Source organism: Leclercia sp. S52, from assembly GCF_039727615.1.
Classification (GTDB): domain Bacteria; phylum Pseudomonadota; class Gammaproteobacteria; order Enterobacterales; family Enterobacteriaceae; genus Enterobacter; species Enterobacter adecarboxylatus_B.
In genome coordinates this window covers 1,063,035-1,080,694 of record NZ_CP152474.1, presented here as the reverse complement: position 1 = coordinate 1,080,694, position 17,660 = coordinate 1,063,035, and the positions used below count along the sequence as shown (strand labels likewise).

The 17,660-nt window shown below is 54.2% G+C and carries 13 protein-coding genes and 2 pseudogenes; 5 read left to right on the top strand and 10 right to left on the bottom strand.

Going from position 1 to position 17,660, the window contains the following annotated elements; genetic code table 11:
- Window positions 1-24: 24 nt before the first annotated feature.
- The gene (gene cof, locus AAHB66_RS05080; RefSeq protein ID WP_347115406.1) at window positions 25-843 is read right to left on the bottom strand and encodes an HMP-PP phosphatase; all 819 of its coding nucleotides are present in this window, start codon (window positions 841-843) and stop codon (window positions 25-27) included.
- A 102-nt stretch (window positions 844-945) separates the two neighbouring features.
- Here cof and AAHB66_RS05075 point away from each other — a divergent pair.
- Together AAHB66_RS05075 and queC are read left to right on the top strand one after the other, a co-directional pair.
- Window positions 946-2,647, top strand: a pseudogene (locus AAHB66_RS05075) (SgrR family transcriptional regulator).
- A gap of 66 nt (window positions 2,648-2,713) precedes the next feature.
- Window positions 2,714-3,409, top strand: coding sequence for a 7-cyano-7-deazaguanine synthase QueC (gene queC, locus AAHB66_RS05070; protein ID WP_347115405.1), 696 nt, complete (start codon window positions 2,714-2,716; stop codon window positions 3,407-3,409).
- Between the two features lie 55 nt (window positions 3,410-3,464).
- Here the strand turns inward: queC and AAHB66_RS05065 are convergent, their stop codons facing one another.
- The 9 genes and pseudogenes from AAHB66_RS05065 to bolA all read right to left on the bottom strand — a co-directional run bounded on the left by AAHB66_RS05065 (window position 3,465) and on the right by bolA (window position 13,820).
- On the bottom strand, window positions 3,465-3,863 hold the full coding sequence (locus AAHB66_RS05065; protein WP_347115404.1) for a YbgC/FadM family acyl-CoA thioesterase: 399 nt from the start codon (window positions 3,861-3,863) through the stop codon (window positions 3,465-3,467).
- A gap of 96 nt (window positions 3,864-3,959) precedes the next feature.
- A complete protein-coding gene (locus AAHB66_RS05060; protein ID WP_347115403.1) occupies window positions 3,960-4,328 on the bottom strand; it encodes a helix-hairpin-helix domain-containing protein in 369 nt (122 codons plus the stop codon).
- 148 nt (window positions 4,329-4,476) lie between these two features.
- Window positions 4,477-6,348 carry a peptidylprolyl isomerase gene (ppiD, locus tag AAHB66_RS05055; protein WP_347115402.1) on the bottom strand — a complete coding sequence of 624 codons (1,872 nt, stop codon included), beginning with the start codon at window positions 6,346-6,348 and terminating at the stop codon, window positions 4,477-4,479.
- A gap of 211 nt (window positions 6,349-6,559) precedes the next feature.
- A complete protein-coding gene (gene hupB, locus AAHB66_RS05050) occupies window positions 6,560-6,832 on the bottom strand; it encodes a nucleoid-associated protein HU-beta (protein ID WP_002444653.1) in 273 nt (90 codons plus the stop codon).
- 210 nt (window positions 6,833-7,042) lie between these two features.
- A complete protein-coding gene (gene lon / locus AAHB66_RS05045; RefSeq protein WP_142488438.1) occupies window positions 7,043-9,397 on the bottom strand; it encodes an endopeptidase La in 2,355 nt (784 codons plus the stop codon).
- Window positions 9,398-9,584: 187 nt separating this feature from the next.
- A pseudogene (clpX, locus tag AAHB66_RS05040) lies at window positions 9,585-10,860 on the bottom strand (ATP-dependent protease ATP-binding subunit ClpX).
- 127 nt (window positions 10,861-10,987) lie between these two features.
- Entirely contained in the window at window positions 10,988-11,611 is a 624-nt protein-coding gene (gene clpP / locus AAHB66_RS05035) for an ATP-dependent Clp endopeptidase proteolytic subunit ClpP (protein WP_032616835.1), read from the bottom strand.
- 261 nt (window positions 11,612-11,872) lie between these two features.
- A complete protein-coding gene (gene tig, locus AAHB66_RS05030) occupies window positions 11,873-13,171 on the bottom strand; it encodes a trigger factor (protein WP_337016315.1) in 1,299 nt (432 codons plus the stop codon).
- 331 nt (window positions 13,172-13,502) lie between these two features.
- Window positions 13,503-13,820 carry a transcriptional regulator BolA gene (gene bolA, locus AAHB66_RS05025; RefSeq protein WP_039032378.1) on the bottom strand — a complete coding sequence of 106 codons (318 nt, stop codon included), beginning with the start codon at window positions 13,818-13,820 and terminating at the stop codon, window positions 13,503-13,505.
- Between the two features lie 304 nt (window positions 13,821-14,124).
- On the opposite strand from bolA, the gene AAHB66_RS05020 reads away from it, so the two are divergent.
- The 3 genes from AAHB66_RS05020 to cyoA all read left to right on the top strand — a co-directional run bounded on the left by AAHB66_RS05020 (window position 14,125) and on the right by cyoA (window position 17,649).
- Complete coding sequence (locus AAHB66_RS05020) at window positions 14,125-14,703, top strand: lipoprotein (protein ID WP_347115401.1); 579 nt, start codon at window positions 14,125-14,127, stop codon at window positions 14,701-14,703.
- Window positions 14,704-14,748: 45 nt separating this feature from the next.
- The gene (gene ampG / locus AAHB66_RS05015) at window positions 14,749-16,224 is read left to right on the top strand and encodes a muropeptide MFS transporter AmpG (RefSeq protein ID WP_347115400.1); all 1,476 of its coding nucleotides are present in this window, start codon (window positions 14,749-14,751) and stop codon (window positions 16,222-16,224) included.
- 477 nt (window positions 16,225-16,701) lie between these two features.
- Window positions 16,702-17,649 carry a cytochrome o ubiquinol oxidase subunit II gene (cyoA, locus tag AAHB66_RS05010; RefSeq protein WP_333851032.1) on the top strand — a complete coding sequence of 316 codons (948 nt, stop codon included), beginning with the start codon at window positions 16,702-16,704 and terminating at the stop codon, window positions 17,647-17,649.
- Window positions 17,650-17,660: the final 11 nt, after the last annotated feature.

Here is a 17,660-nt window from a genome sequence, read left to right as displayed (position 1 = left end):
GTCTGGCTTGCTGGAAGGGCCTCACTATTCGGGGGAATAAGGAAGATCGGGTGTATCCAGCCAATGGGTTAAGAAATGGGACACGGCCTCGTTGCGGCAGTGTCCGATAACCGGTAAATGCGAGAGCTCGGCGATCAGTTGTGGCATCGCATTGCCCATAATCAGGCCGCGGCCCACGCTGCCCAGCATCTCGCGATCGTTCATCGCGTCGCCAAACGCCATACACTCCTGCAAGGTTAAGCCCAGATGATCGCTCAGCACTGCCAGGGCGGACCCTTTGTTGCACCCGACCGGCAGTACCTCCAGACAATCGATCGCCGAGAAGGTCAAATGAGCGCGAGTGCCCAGCGCCTCGTTGAGCTGGATACGCAGACGGCACAGATCGTCGTGATCGCCGCAAAAACAGATTTTGGTCACCGCATGGGCCGGAATACGGCGCAGATCGGTGAGTTGATACTGGAAGCCGCTGTAGACGTGCGCTTCCAGCAGCGCCGGGATCTCTTTTCCAGTCAGCCAGCCGGTGTCGTTAAACACGTGAATGCTGGCCTGGGTGTCCCAGGTGGTATGCAGCACCTGCTCCGCCACGTCCGGGGCCAAATCCTGACGATAAAGCACCTCGCCCTCCAGGGAGTGAATGCGCGTCCCGTTGCCGGTAATCAAAAACGCATCGAGGGAGAGCGCGCCCATCAGATGACGCATCTCCAGCACATGCCGTCCCGTGGCGAAGGTGAGCGTAATATCGCGCTCATGCAGCCGCTTCAGCGTGCTCAACGTCCTGTCGCCTAAACGGTGGTCCGGCATTAACAAGGTGCCGTCCATATCAAATGCAGCCAGCCGCGCCATGGGAACTCCGAAATTGTGAGGAGGTTAACTTGTGCATCAGTATTGCGTGATATATACGGAAGTAATACTGAATAGATGGAAATTATTGTTCCGGGTTTTTATATGCGCCAGCTTAATCGACTTAATCAGTACCAGCGGCTGTGGCAGCCCTCAGCCGGTGCTCCGCAGCAGGTGAGCGTCGCCGAACTGGCCAGCCGCTGCTTTTGCAGCGAACGCCATGTGCGCACGCTTTTGCGTCAGGCCCAGGAGGCAGGCTGGCTAAGCTGGCAGGCGCAGTCCGGGCGCGGCAAGCGCGGCGAGCTGCGCTTTCACGTCACGCCGGAATCACTGCGCAATACGATGATGGAACAGGCGCTAAAAAGCGGCCAGCAGCACAACGCCCTGGAGCTGGCTCAGTTAGCCCCCCCAGGCGCTGCGTGCCCTGTTGCATCCTTTTCTCGGTGGGCAGTGGCAGAACAATACTCCCACGCTGCGCATTCCCTATTACCGGCCCCTCGATCCGCTCCATCCGGGCTTTTTGCCCGGGCGTGCCGAGCAGCATCTGGTGGGGCAGATCTTTTCCGGTCTGACGCGCTTCAACGACACCAGCAGCGAGCCGGGCGGCGATCTGGCGCATCACTGGGAGATCGCTGCCGACGGGCTTCGCTGGCACTTCTACATTCGCTCCACGCTACACTGGCATAACGGGGACAAAGTCGAGACAGCCCAGCTCCAGAGCCAGCTGATGCGTCTGCTCACTCTGCCCGCGCTGCGCAAACTGTTTAACAGCGTCAGGCAGATTGAGGTGACCCACCCGCAGTGCCTGACCTTCCTGTTACAGCAGCCGGATTACTGGCTGGCGCACCGTCTGGCGAGCTACTGCAGCCGCCTTGCCCACCCTGAACAGCCCCTGACGGGAAGCGGGCCGTTCCGGCTGGCGATCTTCGATGCGGATCTGGTCCGGCTGGAAAGCCATGAGCAGTACCATCTGGGACATCCGCTGCTGAAAGCGATCGAATACTGGATCACCCCCCAGCTTTTTGACCAGGATTTAGGCACCAGCTGCCGCCATCCGGTGCAGATCGCCATTGGTGAACCGGAGGAGCTTGCCAGTCTGCGGCTGGTCAGTAACAGCATCAGCCTCGGTTTTTGCTATCTCACGCTGAAACAGAGCGGTAAGTTAAGCGAGGCGCAGGCTCGCAGGCTGATCGACATCATTCATCACACCTCGCTGCTGCATACGCTGCCGCTGGACGAGAATCTCATCACCCCGACCCAGGAGTTGCTGCCAGGCTGGACAATCCCGCAGTGGCCGCAGGCGCACACCACCGCCCTGCCGGAGACGCTCACCCTGATCTATCATCTGCCGGTGGAGTTACACACCATGGCGGAGCAGCTTAAACGCTACCTGGCGCAGGAAGGCTGTCAGCTGACGGTGATTTTCCATGATGCGAAAACCTGGGATGGCTGCACCGCCCTTGCGGATGCCGATATCATAATGGGCGACAGGCTGATTGGCGAAGCGCCAGAATACACCCTTGAGCAGTGGTTGCGCTGCGATGCGCTGTGGCCACACCTGCTCAGCGCCCCGCAGCTCGCACACCTGATGGCGACGCTGGATGCGGTTCAGGTTCAGCCCGACGCTGCGGCGCGCCATCTGGCGTTGAAAGAGGTGTTCTCGCAATTAATGGAGCGAGCCGTCCTCACGCCACTGTTTAACTATCAGTATCAAATCAGCGCCCCGCCGGGGGTAAACGGCATCCGTCTGAATCCTCGCGGCTGGTTTGATTTTACCGAGGCCTGGCTGCCGGCACCGAAAACGTGAAGAAGCTGGTCGCCGCCACGGGCAGACGTTACCATACGTTTTTAACCGTCAAAGTTGGGAAGATTAATGAAACGTGCCGTTGTCGTGTTCAGTGGAGGCCAGGACTCCACCACCTGTCTGGTTCAGGCTCTGCAGCAATATGATGAAGTCCACTGTGTGACTTTTGACTATGGTCAGCGCCATAGCGAAGAGATTGAGGTCGCGCAGAAACTGGCGGTGAAACTCGGCGCACGGGCGCATAAGGTTCTGGATGTCACCCTGCTGAACGAACTGGCGGTAAGCAGCCTCACCCGCGACAGCATTCCGGTGCCGGACTACGAACCGGATGCCGAAGGGATCCCGAATACCTTCGTGCCGGGACGTAATATCCTGTTCCTGACCCTGACGGCAATCTACGCTTACCAGGTCAAAGCCGAGGCGATCATTACCGGCGTGTGCGAAACCGACTTCTCCGGCTACCCGGACTGCCGCGACGAGTTTGTGAAAGCGCTCAACCATGCTGTGAACCTGGGGATGGCCAAAGATATCCGCTTCGAAACGCCGCTGATGTGGCTCGATAAAGCCGAAACCTGGGCGCTGGCCGACTACTGGGGCAAGCTGGATCTGGTGCGTAACGAAACGCTGACCTGCTACAACGGCATTCAGGGCGATGGCTGCGGCCAGTGCGCCGCCTGTAACCTGCGCGCCAATGGCCTGAACCACTACCTGGCGGATAAAACCGGGGTAATGGCAGCGCTGAAAAAGAAAACCGGTCTTAACTAATCGTGGCCAGTCTGCCGGGGGAAGGATCCGCTTCGCCCGGCATCAGAATGCGAGGCTATTTGATTAACAGCTCCAGCTTCTCACGTAACTCTCCTTCCAGCGGAAACGCTTTCTGGGTTTGCAGATCGATGCAGACAAAGGTAATCAGCGCATCAGCCACCACCTGCCCTTCTGGCTCAAGCGTCACTACCTGACTCAACACTCCACTTTTGCCGTTCAGCTGCTGCAGCTGGCTGGTGACGGTGAGGAGATCGCTGAGGACTGCGGGGCGGCGGTAGTTAATGTTGATGTTCGCCACCACAAAGGCGATACGATGCTCGGTCATCCACTTAAAGCTGTCGCTATTTTCCAGCCCGTCCCAGCGCGCCTCCTCGAGAAACTCAAGATAACGTGCGTTATTAACGTGTTGGTAAACATCCAGATGGTAGCCGCGTACTTTGATTTGAGTCTGCATAGCGCAATAGCCTTAAGAGTTGTTATTTATAAGATTCAGAGGTCATAACTGGTATGACCTCTTTATCCTGGCAAATTTTTGCCACTGTGCAAGTTATTACAGCGTCAGGAATGGAAGATTACGCTCCACCAGCGCCCCACCCATGCCGGGGACCTGCTTCAGATCATCGAGCGTTTTGAAGGGGCCATACTCTTCACGGTAGCTGACGATCGCCTGGGCTTTCTTCAGCCCCACGCCGTTCATCACCCGCGCCAGCTCCTCCGCCGGGGCGGAGTTGATGCTGATCCGTCCCTTCTCCGCTTCCGCCGCTTTCGACTGCTGGGGTGAGGTGGCGAGGGTCGGCGCATCAGACCGGCCTTGCGCGGTCTGCGTTTTGGCGGCAGGTGTCGCCGCAAGGGAGCAGTGGCTCATCCCGGCAGACATAAAGGCAAGCGTAATAAAGAGGGCTTTGATTCCATGTTTCATGCTGTTTTCTCCTTGTTTGTTGACAGCCCACTCACCATAAACGGGCCGCTTTTCCGGGACAAACAGCAGATTGCAGAAATGGAAAAGGCCGCGAAAGCGGCCTTCTGGAGTTGCAGTACGTTGCTCAAATTTGCGAGCAGCAACGTAATTATTGCTGAGTGATGATATCGCCCAGCTTGATTTTGGCTTCTTTACGCAGGTTGCTCATCAGTGCTTCGAAGGCAATCTGTGCGTTGTTCTGGGTGATACCCTGAACCATCGCTTTCTTCTGCGCTTCCGGCATAGTGCCCGCTTTCACTTCGTCCAGCGCCAGTACCACCACGTTGCCCTGCATATCGTTGGCGATACCGAAGCTCGGCTTGTCTTTCGCCGGCAGGCTCAGACCGAATGCCGCCTGGCTGATCGGATCCTGACCGGTACGACTCAGCGTCTTCGCCTCGCCAAAGCTCAGGCCAGCCTCTTTCAGCGCCTCGTCACCTTTACCGGCTTTCAGCTCGGCCAGCAGCTTCTCAGCGTCCAGCTTAGCCTGTTGCACGGCTTTGTTATGTTTCACCAGCGCAGTGATTTGGTCTTTCACCTCATCCAGGGGCTTGATCGCTTCCGGCTTGTGCTCGCTCACGCGCAGAACGAAGGCGCGATCGCCGTCAACGGTGATGATGTCAGAGTTGCTGCCCGGAGTACCGTTTTCGCCAACCAGACCGCCATTGAAGATGGCATCCGCAACCGGTTTGAAGTTCAGCTCTTCCGGCAGGTTGTCATGACCAAACCAGCCGGTAGTCACTGCTTTCGCACCCGCAGCCTGCTCAGCGCCCGCCAGCGATTCGTTGTCATTGCTGGCCGCGTCGCTCACTTTCTGCTGCAACGCATAGAAGCCATCCAGCGCTTTCTCCTGCTTCACTTTCGCCGCGATGTCATCATGAACCTCAGCCAGCGGTTTAGTAGTCGCAGGGGTGATGTCATCGAGACGCACCACCAGGAAGCCGACGGAGGATTTGATCACACCAGAAAGTTGACCTTTCTCTTTCAGACCGGCATTTTTCAGCTCGTCCGGCGTAGTGCCCTCTTCCAGCCAGCCCATGTCACCGCCGTTTTTGGCGGAGATGATATCGGTGGATTTCTCTTTCGCGACCGTTGCGAAGTCGGTGCCTTTATTCAGCTCGTCCAGCGCCGCTTTGGCGTCGGCTTCAGTTTTAGTCTGAATCACGCTGAAACGGTTACGCTGTGGCTGAGTAAACTGATCCTGATGCTGATCGTAGTAAGACTTGATCTCCGCATCGGAGGCGTTTTCCTGCATCGCAGCCGCATCCAGCTTGATGTAGCTCACGCGGAACTGCTCCGGAGCGGTAAAGTTGTTTTTGTTCTGCTCGTAGTAGCTCTTCACCTCTTCGTCGCTCGCCTGCTGCTTAGCGGCCAGGGCGTTCACGTCGAAAGTGGCTTCACGTACGACGCGCTGCTGAGAAACCAGCGTCGCCAGTTCATCCGCTTCGCCTTTGAGCATGAAGTCGGTGCCCACGACGGCGTTGATCAGCTGCTGAGTGGTCAGCTGGTTACGCAGCGCCTGAGCGTATTGATCCGGGGTCATACCCATCTGATTCACGATCGCGTTATAGCGGGTGTTATCAAATTTGCCGTCATTCTGGAAAGCCGGGGTGGAGAAAATGGCTTTCTTGACCTGATCGTCGCTGATGCTCAGACCGAGGTCACGGGCGTACTGATCCAGCAGCGCTTCGTCGATAAGACGGTTCAGCGTCTGCTGACGCAGGTTTTTCATGTACCCTTCATTCGCCGCCAGTTCAGAGAACTGATCGCCCAGCTGTTGCTGCATGCGGTTACGTTCACCGGCAAATGCATTCTCAAACTGCCCACGGCTGATTTCCTGGTCGTTCACTTTTGCGGCGTAGTTTGCACTACCGCCAATCAGGTATCCGCTCACGCCGGTCAAAATGAACGACACGATAATGATACCGAAAATAATCTTGAGCACGAGACTGTTAGCAGCCGTGCGTAAGCTGTCCATCATGGTGTAACCACACTCCGCTGTAGGTGACTGGTGACCTGACGCTGGCGGAAATCCTGACCGCAGCGCGTAAAGACGTATTGTGACAAGAAACCGGGGCGATTGTCAGCCCACAACTCGCATAAACTCACATAAATCAGGCCTGGACAAACAAAAAAGGCACATCAAATGATGCGCCCTTGTACTTTTCAACTTCCCTGAAGTAAGAAAGCGATCAGTTTACTGCGTCTTTCAGCGCTTTGCCGGCGCGGAAGCCCGGAACTTTAGCAGCAGCGATGGTGATCTCTTTACCGGTCTGAGGGTTGCGGCCAGTACGGGCAGCACGCTCTTTAACAGCAAAAGTACCAAAACCTACCAGCGCCACGTCGTCCCCAGCCTGCAGAGATTCGGTAACAGAAGCAATCAAAGCATCTAACGCACGTCCAGCCGCAGCTTTGGAGATATCAGCACCCGCAGCAATTTTGTCAATCAGTTGAGATTTATTCACTCTTCTCTTCCTCTCTTTATAATTTATATCGCGCCTGAATCCTTCACAACGCGACCGCGCAGCAGTTATATCAGGCCTGCCATGACCTTACAACACCCGTTGTTGATGGCTGGCCCAATCAGCAATCTAAATTAGCTATACAAAAAAAGGCTGGCAAGCCCGAAATGGCTCACCAGCCTTGTTTTTATTGACGCTCTTTGCGCGAGGTCACTATTTTGCGGTCACAACCTGCATTCCGTAAGGCTCGTTCTGCAGTGCAAGGGTCAGAACTTCCTCGATACGTTTCACCGGATGGATATCCAGATCGGCGATAACGTTATCCGGAATCTCTTCCAGATCGCGCTTGTTCTCATACGGGATGAGGACCGTTTTAATGCCGCCACGGTGAGCTGCCAGCAGTTTTTCTTTCAAACCGCCAATCGGCAGGACCTGGCCACGCAGGGTGATTTCACCGGTCATCGCCACATCGGCACGCACCGGGTTGCCGGTCAGGCAGGAGACCAGAGCGCTACACATCGCGATACCCGCGCTTGGGCCATCCTTCGGCGTTGCCCCTTCCGGCACGTGAACGTGAATGTCGCGTTTTTCGTAAAAGTCCGGATTAATACCCAGTTTTTCCGCACGCGCGCGCACCACGGTCAGCGCAGCCTGAATGGACTCCTGCATCACTTCACCCAGCGAGCCGGTATAGGTCAGCTTGCCTTTACCCGGTACGCAGGCGGTTTCGATGGTCAGCAGATCGCCGCCCACTTCCGTCCACGCCAGACCGGTCACCTGGCCTACGCGGTTTTCGCTGTCCGCACGGCCATAGTCGTAGCGCTGAACACCGAGGTATTCATGCAGGTTGTCGCCATTAATTACAATGTGCTTCAACGTCTTGTCGAGCAGCAGCTGTTTCACCGCCTTACGACACAGCTTGGAGATTTCACGCTCCAGGCTACGCACGCCCGCTTCACGGGTGTAGTAACGAATAATGCCGATGATTGCGCTGTCATCAACGGTCAATTCGCTTTCTTTCAGTGCGTTACGTTCAATCTGCTTCGACAGCAAATGACGGCGGGCAATGTTCAGTTTTTCGTCTTCGGTGTAGCCAGAAAGACGGATCACTTCCATACGATCCAGCAGCGGGGCCGGGATATTCATGGAGTTGGAGGTCGCTACGAACATCACATCGCTGAGGTCGTAGTCCACTTCCAGGTAGTGATCGCTGAACGCCACGTTCTGCTCAGGATCCAGCACTTCAAGCAGGGCTGAAGCCGGATCGCCGCGCATGTCGGACGACATTTTGTCGATCTCATCCAGCAGGAACAGCGGGTTTTTAACCCCCACTTTCGCCATTTTCTGGATCAGTTTGCCCGGCATTGAACCAATGTAGGTCCGACGGTGACCGCGGATTTCCGCTTCGTCACGCACGCCGCCCAGCGCCATACGGATGTATTTACGTCCGGTGGCTTTAGCAATGGACTGTCCCAGAGAGGTTTTACCCACCCCCGGCGGCCCGACCAGGCACAAAATCGGGCCTTTGAGCTTGTTAACACGGCTTTGAACCGCGAGATACTCAAGGATGCGATCTTTGACGCGCTCAAGACCGTAGTGGTCGGTATCCAGGATCTCCTGGGCCTGACGCAGGTCTTTTTTAACCTTGCTGCGGGCGTTCCACGGAACCTGAACCATCCACTCGATATAGCCGCGTACAACGGTCGCTTCGGCCGACATCGGAGACATCATTTTCAGCTTCTGCAGTTCTGCTTCGGCCTTCTCTTTTGCCTCTTTCGGCATTTTCGCCGCGTCGATCTTACGCTTCAGCGCTTCGTTTTCGTCCGGTGCGTCATCCATCTCACCGAGCTCTTTCTGAATGGCCTTCATCTGCTCGTTCAGATAGTACTCGCGCTGAGATTTCTCCATCTGCTTTTTCACGCGGTTGCGAATGCGTTTCTCAACCTGCAGCAGATCGATTTCAGACTCCATCATCGCCATCAGATATTCCAGACGCTCGTTAACGTCGGACATCTCCAGCACGGACTGTTTGTCAGCCAGCTTCAGCGGCATGTGCGCTGCGATGGTGTCAGCCAGACGTGCCGGATCGTCGATGCTGTTCAGCGACGTCAGCACTTCTGGTGGGATTTTTTTGTTCAGCTTGATATAGCCTTCAAACTGACTGATCGCGGTGCGAACCAGCACCTCCTGCTCACGCTCGTCAAGCTGAGGCGAGTCCAGGTATTCGGCTTTTGCTGCGAAGTGTTCGCCATCATCAGATAGCGTGGTAATACGCGCACGCTGCAGCCCCTCGACCAGCACCTTGACGGTACCATCAGGCAGCTTCAGCATTTGTAAAATAGAGGCCACGGTCCCGACGGTGAAAAGATCGTTTACACCCGGCTCATCCGTTGATGCTTCTTTCTGCGCAACCAGCATGATTTTTTTATCATGATCCATGGCGGCTTCAAGGCAACGGATAGATTTTTCCCGCCCTACAAATAAGGGTATGACCATGTGCGGATAAACCACCACATCGCGCAACGGCAATACGGGGATTTCAATGCGTTCAGAACGCTCAGGATTCATAGAGCTCTCTCTTAGTTTAGTGTCCGCCAGGTAATCAGGTTGCAGGACTGTGCTTCATGCAACCATTAACATGTAATCCAGTATATGGGGATGATTCCCACACATTCAACGCCATGTTTACGGAAAAATAAAAAGGGGGGGATTAAATCCCCCCCTTTTTGATTAACTGCTTGTATGGCCTGGTGAATTATTCGCCAGATGCCTGCTGCGCTTCCGGCGTACCGTAAATCAGCAGCGGCTTGCTTTGGCCGGCAATGACCGACTCATCGATAACCACTTTTTCGACCTCTTCCATTGACGGAAGATCGTACATGGTATCGAGCAGAGCAGCTTCAACGATTGAACGCAGGCCACGCGCACCGGTTTTACGTGCCATCGCTTTCTTGGCAATCGCGTCCAGCGCTTCGTCACGGAACTCCAGCTCAACGCCTTCCAGATTGAACAACGCCTGGTACTGCTTGGTCAGGGCGTTTTTTGGCTCTTTCAGGATCTGAATCAGCGCGTCTTCACTCAGTTCTGTCAGAGTGGCAACAACCGGCAGACGGCCGATGAACTCAGGGATCAGACCAAACTTGATCAGATCTTCTGGCTCAACCTGGGTCAGCAGCTCGCCCTCTTTCGCTTTTTCAGACTTCGCCTTCACCGTAGCGCCAAAGCCAATACCCGAGCCGGTTTCAACACGGTTAGCAATGACTTTATCCAGGCCGGCAAACGCACCGCCACAGATAAACAGGATTTTGGACGTATCAACCTGTAGGAACTCCTGCTGAGGATGCTTACGGCCTCCCTGCGGTGGAACAGCAGCAACCGTGCCTTCGATCAGTTTCAGCAATGCCTGCTGCACACCTTCACCGGAGACGTCACGGGTGATCGACGGGTTATCGGATTTACGCGAGATTTTGTCGATCTCATCGATATACACGATACCGCGCTGGGCTTTCTGTACGTCGTAATCGCACTTCTGCAGCAGTTTCTGGATGATGTTTTCCACATCCTCACCCACATAACCGGCTTCGGTCAGGGTGGTGGCATCCGCCATGGTAAACGGAACATCCAGCAGGCGTGCCAGTGTTTCTGCCAGCAGGGTTTTACCGGAACCGGTTGGGCCGATCAGCAAAATGTTACTTTTGCCCAGCTCAACGCCGTTGCTGTTATCCCCGTTACGCAGACGTTTGTAGTGGTTGTACACCGCCACTGCCAGCACTTTTTTTCGCCTGTTCCTGGCCGATGACGTAATCATCAAGATGATGACGGATCTCATGCGGCGTCGGTAACGCGCTGCGCTCACGGTGTGGTGCGACTTCTTTAATCTCTTCGCGGATGATGTCGTTACATAAGTCGACACATTCGTCGCAGATATACACGGATGGCCCGGCAATCAGTTTGCGCACTTCATGCTGGCTTTTGCCGCAAAAAGAGCAGTAAAGCAGTTTGCCCGATCCATCTTTGCGTTTATCTGTCATGAGTCAAAACCTCTTTTTAAGTTCTTTGTGCCGCACATGACGACGCAAATGCCATTCTCAGACGCAGGCTGCTGGTAAGCAAAGTGCCGCCCTACCATAGTATAGCGGCACACCCGCGCCGTGGGCATCAATTACGGTGGGTCAAAATGGAGTCGACTAAGCCGTACTCTACTGCCTCTGGTGCGGACAGGAAGCGATCGCGCTCGGTATCACGCTCGATCTGCTCTAATGATTGACCCGTATGATGAGCCATAAGTTCATTCATGCGTCCTTTTACCTTCAGGATTTCACGGGCATGAATTTCAATATCTGTCGCCTGGCCCTGGTACCCGCCCAGCGGCTGGTGAATCATTACGCGCGAGTTTGGCAGGCAGAAACGCTTGCCTTTCGCCCCTGCGGTCAGCAGGAATGCGCCCATCGATGCCGCCTGGCCCATACAAATGGTGCTCACATCAGGCTTGATGAACTGCATGGTATCGTAAATGGACATCCCGGCAGTGATCACGCCACCAGGGGAGTTGATGTACAGGTAAATGTCTTTTTCCGGGTTTTCCGCTTCCAGAAACAGCATCTGCGCTACGATCAGGTTCGCCATGTGGTCTTCCACCTGGCCGGTCATGAAGATAACGCGTTCTTTAAGCAGACGGGAGTAGATATCAAAAGAACGTTCACCTCGAGAGGTCTGTTCAATAACCATTGGCACCAACGCCATATGGGGTGCAAAGTTATCTCGTTCGCCACTGTATGACATTTCCGTCTCCTGGATAAAAAATGAAAATACCTGCTGTACTGATTGTAACCTTGCGGACGGATTATCAGCCAGTCTCTTTAATACTGCTTCCCCACTAATGGGGGCGGCTCAGCCCTATTTCAAGCATAACAATCTTTTGTTTTAACGCTAACACTGAAAAAGCGTTTTATCACGCTTTGGGATTTATAACTGTGATAAAAAAAACCCGCCGCCGGGAGGCAACGGGTTTTTTTGCTCAAACTTTAAACGAAGCAGGCAGAATTAAGCCTGTTGGTTCATCAGTTCGTTGAAAGAAGTGGCTTTTTCGGACACTTTCGCTTTGGCCAGAACGGCTTCAACAGCCTGCTCTTCCAGAGCTACGTTGCGCATGTTTTCCATCAGCTCTTTGTTGCTGCCGTAGAAAGCAACCACTTCTGACGGATCTTCATAGGCAGAAGCCATCTCTTCGATCAGACCTTTAACGCGCTCTTCGTCAGCTTTCAGCTCGTGGGTACGAATCACTTCGCCCAGCAGCAGACCAACAACAACGCGGCGTTTAGCCTGCTCTTCGAACAGCTCGCGTGGCAGTTCCAGAGCTTGTTTCTCGTTGCCACCGAAGCGCTGTGCAGCCTGGCGACGCAGAACGTCGATTTCGCTGTCGATCAGGGCCGCAGGGATCTCGATTTCGTTAGCTTTCACCAGACCGTCGATCGCCTGAGACTTAACGCGGTTACGCACTGCGCCTTTCAGCTCGCGTTCCATGTTTTTACGCACTTCTGCACGCAGGCCTTCAACAGAACCATCTTCAACGCCGAAACGTTTGATGAAATCTGCAGTCAGTTCTGGCAGTTCGCGGTCTTCAACTTTCTTCAGGGTAATGGCGAATTTCGCCGCTTTACCTTTCAGGTTTTCAGCGTGGTACTCTTCCGGGAAGGTCACGTCGATGGTGAACTCTTCGCCCGCTTTGTGGCCTTTGATACCGTCTTCAAAGCCTGGGATCATACGACCCTGACCCATCGCCAGTACGAAGTCAGACGCTTTGCCGCCTTCGAACTCTTCGCCGTCTACAGAGCCGGAGAAGTCGATGGTGACACGGTCTTCTGCATCTGCAGCGCCGTCTTTATCTTTCCAGGTCGCCTGCTGCTTACGCAGGGTGTCCAGCATGCCGTCAACGTCGGCTTCAGTCACTTCAACGATTGGTTTTTCAACTTCGATCGCGTCCAGACCTTTCAGCTCAACTTCCGGGTACACTTCGAACTCTACCGCGTAGGTGAAGTCTTCGCCCAGTTTGTATTCGCCCGGAACATAGGTCGGGGAACCGGCTGGATTGATTTTTTCTTTGATGATCGCGTCAACGAAGTTGCGGCTCATCAGGTCGCCCAGCACGTCCTGGCGAACAGAAGCGCCATAACGCTGAGCAACGACATTCATCGGTACTTTGCCCTTGCGGAAGCCGTCAATACGGACTTTCTTTGCTACGTTGACCAGCTCGCTTTTTACAGCGTTTTCGATGCTGTCAGCAGCGATTGTAATCGTTACACGGCGGCCAAGGCCTTGAGTGGTTTCAACTGAAACTTGCATCTTGTTACCTCAAAAAAATCACAGTGCTCGGTCAACTCTGAATTTGCCTCGCAATACCGGGATGCTCTCTTAGCAGATTCACATTCCCTGTCGCCAGAATCATCCCGAAGACATTCATATTAAGACGCGGCATTATAGCGGCATCACTTTAGTGAGTCGAGAACGGTTGGCGCATGTTGCTGCGGCTTTTTTCACAATTTCAGGCTATTTTCGGCCTTAAAATCGCGCCACCGGCCCAAAACCCGGACAAAACAAAACGGCCCGCAGGCCGTTTTGACGTAATCTTTATGCAACATACTGGAAAAGCTCCCGCTGTTGCAAACAGGATTTATTACGCGATCGTCCCGGCTCCCCGGCACGGTGGCGATGCGAAAATCGTATCCTGCAAGCCCTTCCACTCTTTGATCGTATAAGTGTGCAACGCCAGCGCATGGACCGTGGTCGAGAGCTCTTCCGTCAGGGTTCCGTAAATCATACGGTGACGGTTAAGAAAACGCTCACCAGCGAAACGATCGCTGACCAGCACCACTTTAAAGTGGCTCTCAGAGCCTGCCGGTACGTTATGACGATAGCTTTCGTCGACGACTTCAAGGAACACAGGTTCGAACGCCGCCCTTAACTTATCTTCAATCTGTTCACGTATCATCATGAAATTACTCCTCCGACAACGCTGAGATGTCACCCATCCCTTTAAATGTTAGCCGCTTTTACCGCTTGCATAACAACAAGACAACAAAAATTTAGCTTTCGTCTGATTTTCTCATTCAACCGTATGAAGTCCTATAAGGGGGGAGTCGTTTTGTCGCCTGGATAACGGAAAAGCGTTTCAGGTGGTCAGTTTTCAAACAAGGCGATGAATTTACATGCGTTGACCACTTCCCCTTGCCGTTGGCGATGTTATGATGGCGGCAATTTTTTTCTATATATGCTTACGATTCGTTGAGAGCCTGAACATGTTAAAAAAACTCCTTTTCCCTTTAGTCGCCCTCTTTATGCTGGCCGGCTGTGCTACCCCGCCAACTACTATTGATGTTTCGCCGAAGATCTCTCTGCCGCAGCAGGACCCAAGCCTGATGGGCGTCACCGTCAGCATCAACGGCGCGGATCAGCGCACAGACCAGGCGCTGGCGAAAGTCACCCGTGATAACCAGCTGGTGACGCTGACGGCCTCCCGCGATCTGCGTTTCCTGCTGCAGGAAGTGCTCGAGAAGCAAATGACCGCACGCGGCTACATGGTTGGCCCAAGCGGCGCGGTAGATCTGCAGATTATCGTCAACAACCTGTACGCTGACGTCTCTCAGGGCAACGTGCGCTACAACATCGCGACCAAAGCCGATATCGCCATCATCGCCACCGCGAAGAACGGCAATAAGATGAACAAGAACTACCGTGCGAGCTACTCTGTTGAGGGCGCATTCCAGGCAACCAACACCAATATCGCTAATGCCGTAAACAGTGTGCTGACCGACACCATCGCCGATATGGCGCAGGACACCAGCATTCACGAATTCATCAAGCAGAACGCACGTTAATTCTGCCTGCTGACCCGACTCACGGTCGGGTCAGCTAGCCTGCCCATGTCCAGTCAATACTTACGTATTTTCCAGCAGCCTAAATCAGCTATCCTGCTGATCCTCGGTTTCGCCTCCGGTTTACCCCTCGCTCTGACATCCGGCACGCTTCAGGCGTGGATGACCGTAGAAAATATCGATCTCAAAACCATCGGCTTCTTCTCGCTGGTCGGCCAGGCCTATGTCTTCAAGTTCTTATGGTCGCCGATGATGGACCGTTACACACCGCCGTTCCTCGGCAGGCGTCGTGGCTGGTTGCTGATGACCCAGGCGATGCTGCTGCTGGCGGTTGCCGCGATGGGCTTCCTCGAACCCGCGTCGCAGCTGCGCTGGATGGCCGCGCTGGCGGTAGTGATCGCCTTCTGCTCCGCGTCGCAGGATATCGTTTTTGATGCCTGGAAAACGGACGTGCTCTCGGCCGAAGAGCGTGGCGCCGGGGCCGCTATCAGCGTGCTGGGCTATCGCCTGGGGATGCTGGTCTCCGGCGGGCTGGCATTATGGCTGGCAGACCGTTATCTGGGCTGGCAGGGCATGTACTGGCTGATGGCTGCCCTGCTGATCCCGTGCATGATTGCAACGTTCCTGGCTCCTGAACCGAGCGACGTTATTCCCGTTCCCCGCTCCCTCGAACAGGCGGTTGCCGAACCGCTGCGCGACTTCTTTGGCCGCAACAATGCCTGGCTTATTCTGCTGCTGATTGTGTTGTATAAGCTCGGGGATGCGTTTGCCATGAGCCTGACCACCACCTTTTTAATCCGCGGCGTAGGCTTCGATGCTGGCGAAGTGGGGGTGGTGAATAAGACGCTGGGGCTGATTGCTACTATTATCGGCGCGCTGTATGGCGGCGTCCTGATGCAGCGCTTAAGCCTGTTCCGCGCGCTGCTGATCTTCGGCATCCTGCAGGGCGTGTCGAATGCCGGTTACTGGCTGCTCTCCATCACCGATAAGCATATGCTCAGCATGGCGGCGGCAGTGTTCTTTGAAAACCTGTGCGGCGGGATGGGGACGGCTGCGTTTGTCGCCCTGCTGATGACCCTGTGCAACAAATCCTTCTCCGCGACCCAGTTCGCCCTGCTCTCTGCGCTCTCTGCCGTGGGTCGGGTGTATGTTGGCCCTATCGCGGGCTGGTTTGTGGAAGCGCACGGTTGGGCTGAGTTTTATCTCTTTTCCGTCTTTGCGGCTATTCCGGGGCTGTTGTTGCTCTTAATATGTCGTCGCTCGCTGGAATATACCCAGCAGACGGAACACTTTATGGTCCGGACGCGTTTCCCGACGGCCTATCGCTTTGCATTAAGAATATTGCTGGTGGGATCGCTGTTACTGGCGCTGTGGCTCATCGTGACGATTCTCAATGCCACCACCACCCTCGCACTGCCGTTTAGCCTGCTCCTGCTGGACACAGGCGCTCTTCTGGCGCTGACCGGGATCCTGACGGGTGCCCTCCTTGACTACCTGGCCATGCGTGAGAGCCACAGGGTGTGAAACAGGCGTAAAATGTTATTTTCCGTTGTAATCACCCATGTAAATTATAACGGTAAATAAATTTGGCCATGGAAAAATAATATTTGTTGTTTCGTGCCACTTAGAATTCCGGAAATTATTGGAACGTGGGAACCAGGCTATTTTTCGTTAACCGATTCAGCAAACGAAACATTAATTTTACGTTTTTTAGTTGTCTTTTTATTGATAATTATTTGTTAATGATTTGTGTGTTTTTAGCAATGGTTATACCAATTGCCCTTTTTACCCTACCTACCGAGTCTGTTTCGTTATAACGCCCGTCTGGCGGTGCTTGCGTCTGAAAACCGGTTATAATTTGCAACATCTGTGACTTCCCTGGCAGAACCTGGTAACACGTTCCTGACACAGGTCTAATGATGTTTACAGTAATGTAACGTTCCCGTAAAATGCCCCCACACTTTAAACGCCACCAGGTCCCCGTGGAATTGAGGTCGTTAAATGACACTTAGGAAATACAATAAAAGTTTGGGATGGTTGTCGTTATTTGCAGGCACTGTATTACTCAGTGGCTGTGATTCTGCGCTGCTAGACCCCAAAGGACAGATTGGACTGGAGCAACGTTCGCTCATTCTGACGGCTTTCGGCCTGATGATGATCGTCGTGATTCCCGCCATCTTGATGGCTGTTGGTTTCGCCTGGAAGTATCGTGCGAGCAATAAAGATGCGAAGTATAGCCCTAACTGGTCACACTCCAATAAAGTGGAAGCTGTGGTCTGGACGGTGCCGATCCTGATCATCCTGTTCCTTGCCGTTCTGACATGGAAAACCACTCACGCGCTTGAACCTGCAAAACCGCTGGTTCACGATGAGAAACCGATTACGATCGAAGTCGTCTCCATGGACTGGAAATGGTTCTTCATCTACCCGGAACAGGGCATTGCTACCGTGAACGAAATCGCCTTCCCGGCGAACGTACCGGTGCAGTTCAAAGTAACGTCTAACTCCGTGATGAACTCCTTCTTTATCCCGCGTCTGGGTAGCCAGATTTACGCGATGGCCGGTATGCAGACCAACCTGCACCTGATCGCGAATGAAGCAGGCACCTATGATGGTATCTCCGCCAGCTACAGTGGCCCGGGCTTCTCTGGTATGAAGTTCAAAGCCATTGCCACACCTGACCGTGCCGCTTTCGACCAGTGGGTTGCTAAAGCGAAACAGTCTACGAACACCATGTCTGACATGGCCGCGTTCGACAAAGTGGCAACACCTAGCGAATACAACAAGGTGGAGTACTTCTCTGACGTGAAACCTGATTTGTTTAAAGACGTTATCAACAAATTTATGGGCCACGGCAAGAGCATGGACATGACCCAACCGGAAGGTGAGCACGCATCACACGAAGGAATGGAAGGCATGGACATGAGCCACGCGGAAACCTCTCACTAAGGGGCCGAGGA

Excerpts from the sequence above, each read along its gene's own strand:
- cof (WP_347115406.1), bottom strand. The coding sequence starts at position 843 with ATGGCGCGGCTGGCTGCATTTGATATGGACGGCACCTTGTTAATGCCG.
- queC (WP_347115405.1), top strand. The coding sequence starts at position 2,714 with ATGAAACGTGCCGTTGTCGTGTTCAGTGGAGGCCAGGACTCCACCACC.
- AAHB66_RS05065 (WP_347115404.1), bottom strand. The coding sequence starts at position 3,863 with ATGCAGACTCAAATCAAAGTACGCGGCTACCATCTGGATGTTTACCAA.
- AAHB66_RS05060 (WP_347115403.1), bottom strand. The coding sequence starts at position 4,328 with ATGAAACATGGAATCAAAGCCCTCTTTATTACGCTTGCCTTTATGTCT.
- ppiD (WP_347115402.1), bottom strand. The coding sequence starts at position 6,348 with ATGATGGACAGCTTACGCACGGCTGCTAACAGTCTCGTGCTCAAGATT.
- lon (WP_142488438.1), bottom strand. The coding sequence starts at position 9,397 with ATGAATCCTGAGCGTTCTGAACGCATTGAAATCCCCGTATTGCCGTTG.
- clpP (WP_032616835.1), bottom strand. The coding sequence starts at position 11,611 with ATGTCATACAGTGGCGAACGAGATAACTTTGCACCCCATATGGCGTTG.
- tig (WP_337016315.1), bottom strand. The coding sequence starts at position 13,171 with ATGCAAGTTTCAGTTGAAACCACTCAAGGCCTTGGCCGCCGTGTAACG.
- bolA (WP_039032378.1), bottom strand. The coding sequence starts at position 13,820 with ATGATGATACGTGAACAGATTGAAGATAAGTTAAGGGCGGCGTTCGAA.
- AAHB66_RS05020 (WP_347115401.1), top strand. The coding sequence starts at position 14,125 with ATGTTAAAAAAACTCCTTTTCCCTTTAGTCGCCCTCTTTATGCTGGCC.
- ampG (WP_347115400.1), top strand. The coding sequence starts at position 14,749 with ATGTCCAGTCAATACTTACGTATTTTCCAGCAGCCTAAATCAGCTATC.
- cyoA (WP_333851032.1), top strand. The coding sequence starts at position 16,702 with ATGACACTTAGGAAATACAATAAAAGTTTGGGATGGTTGTCGTTATTT.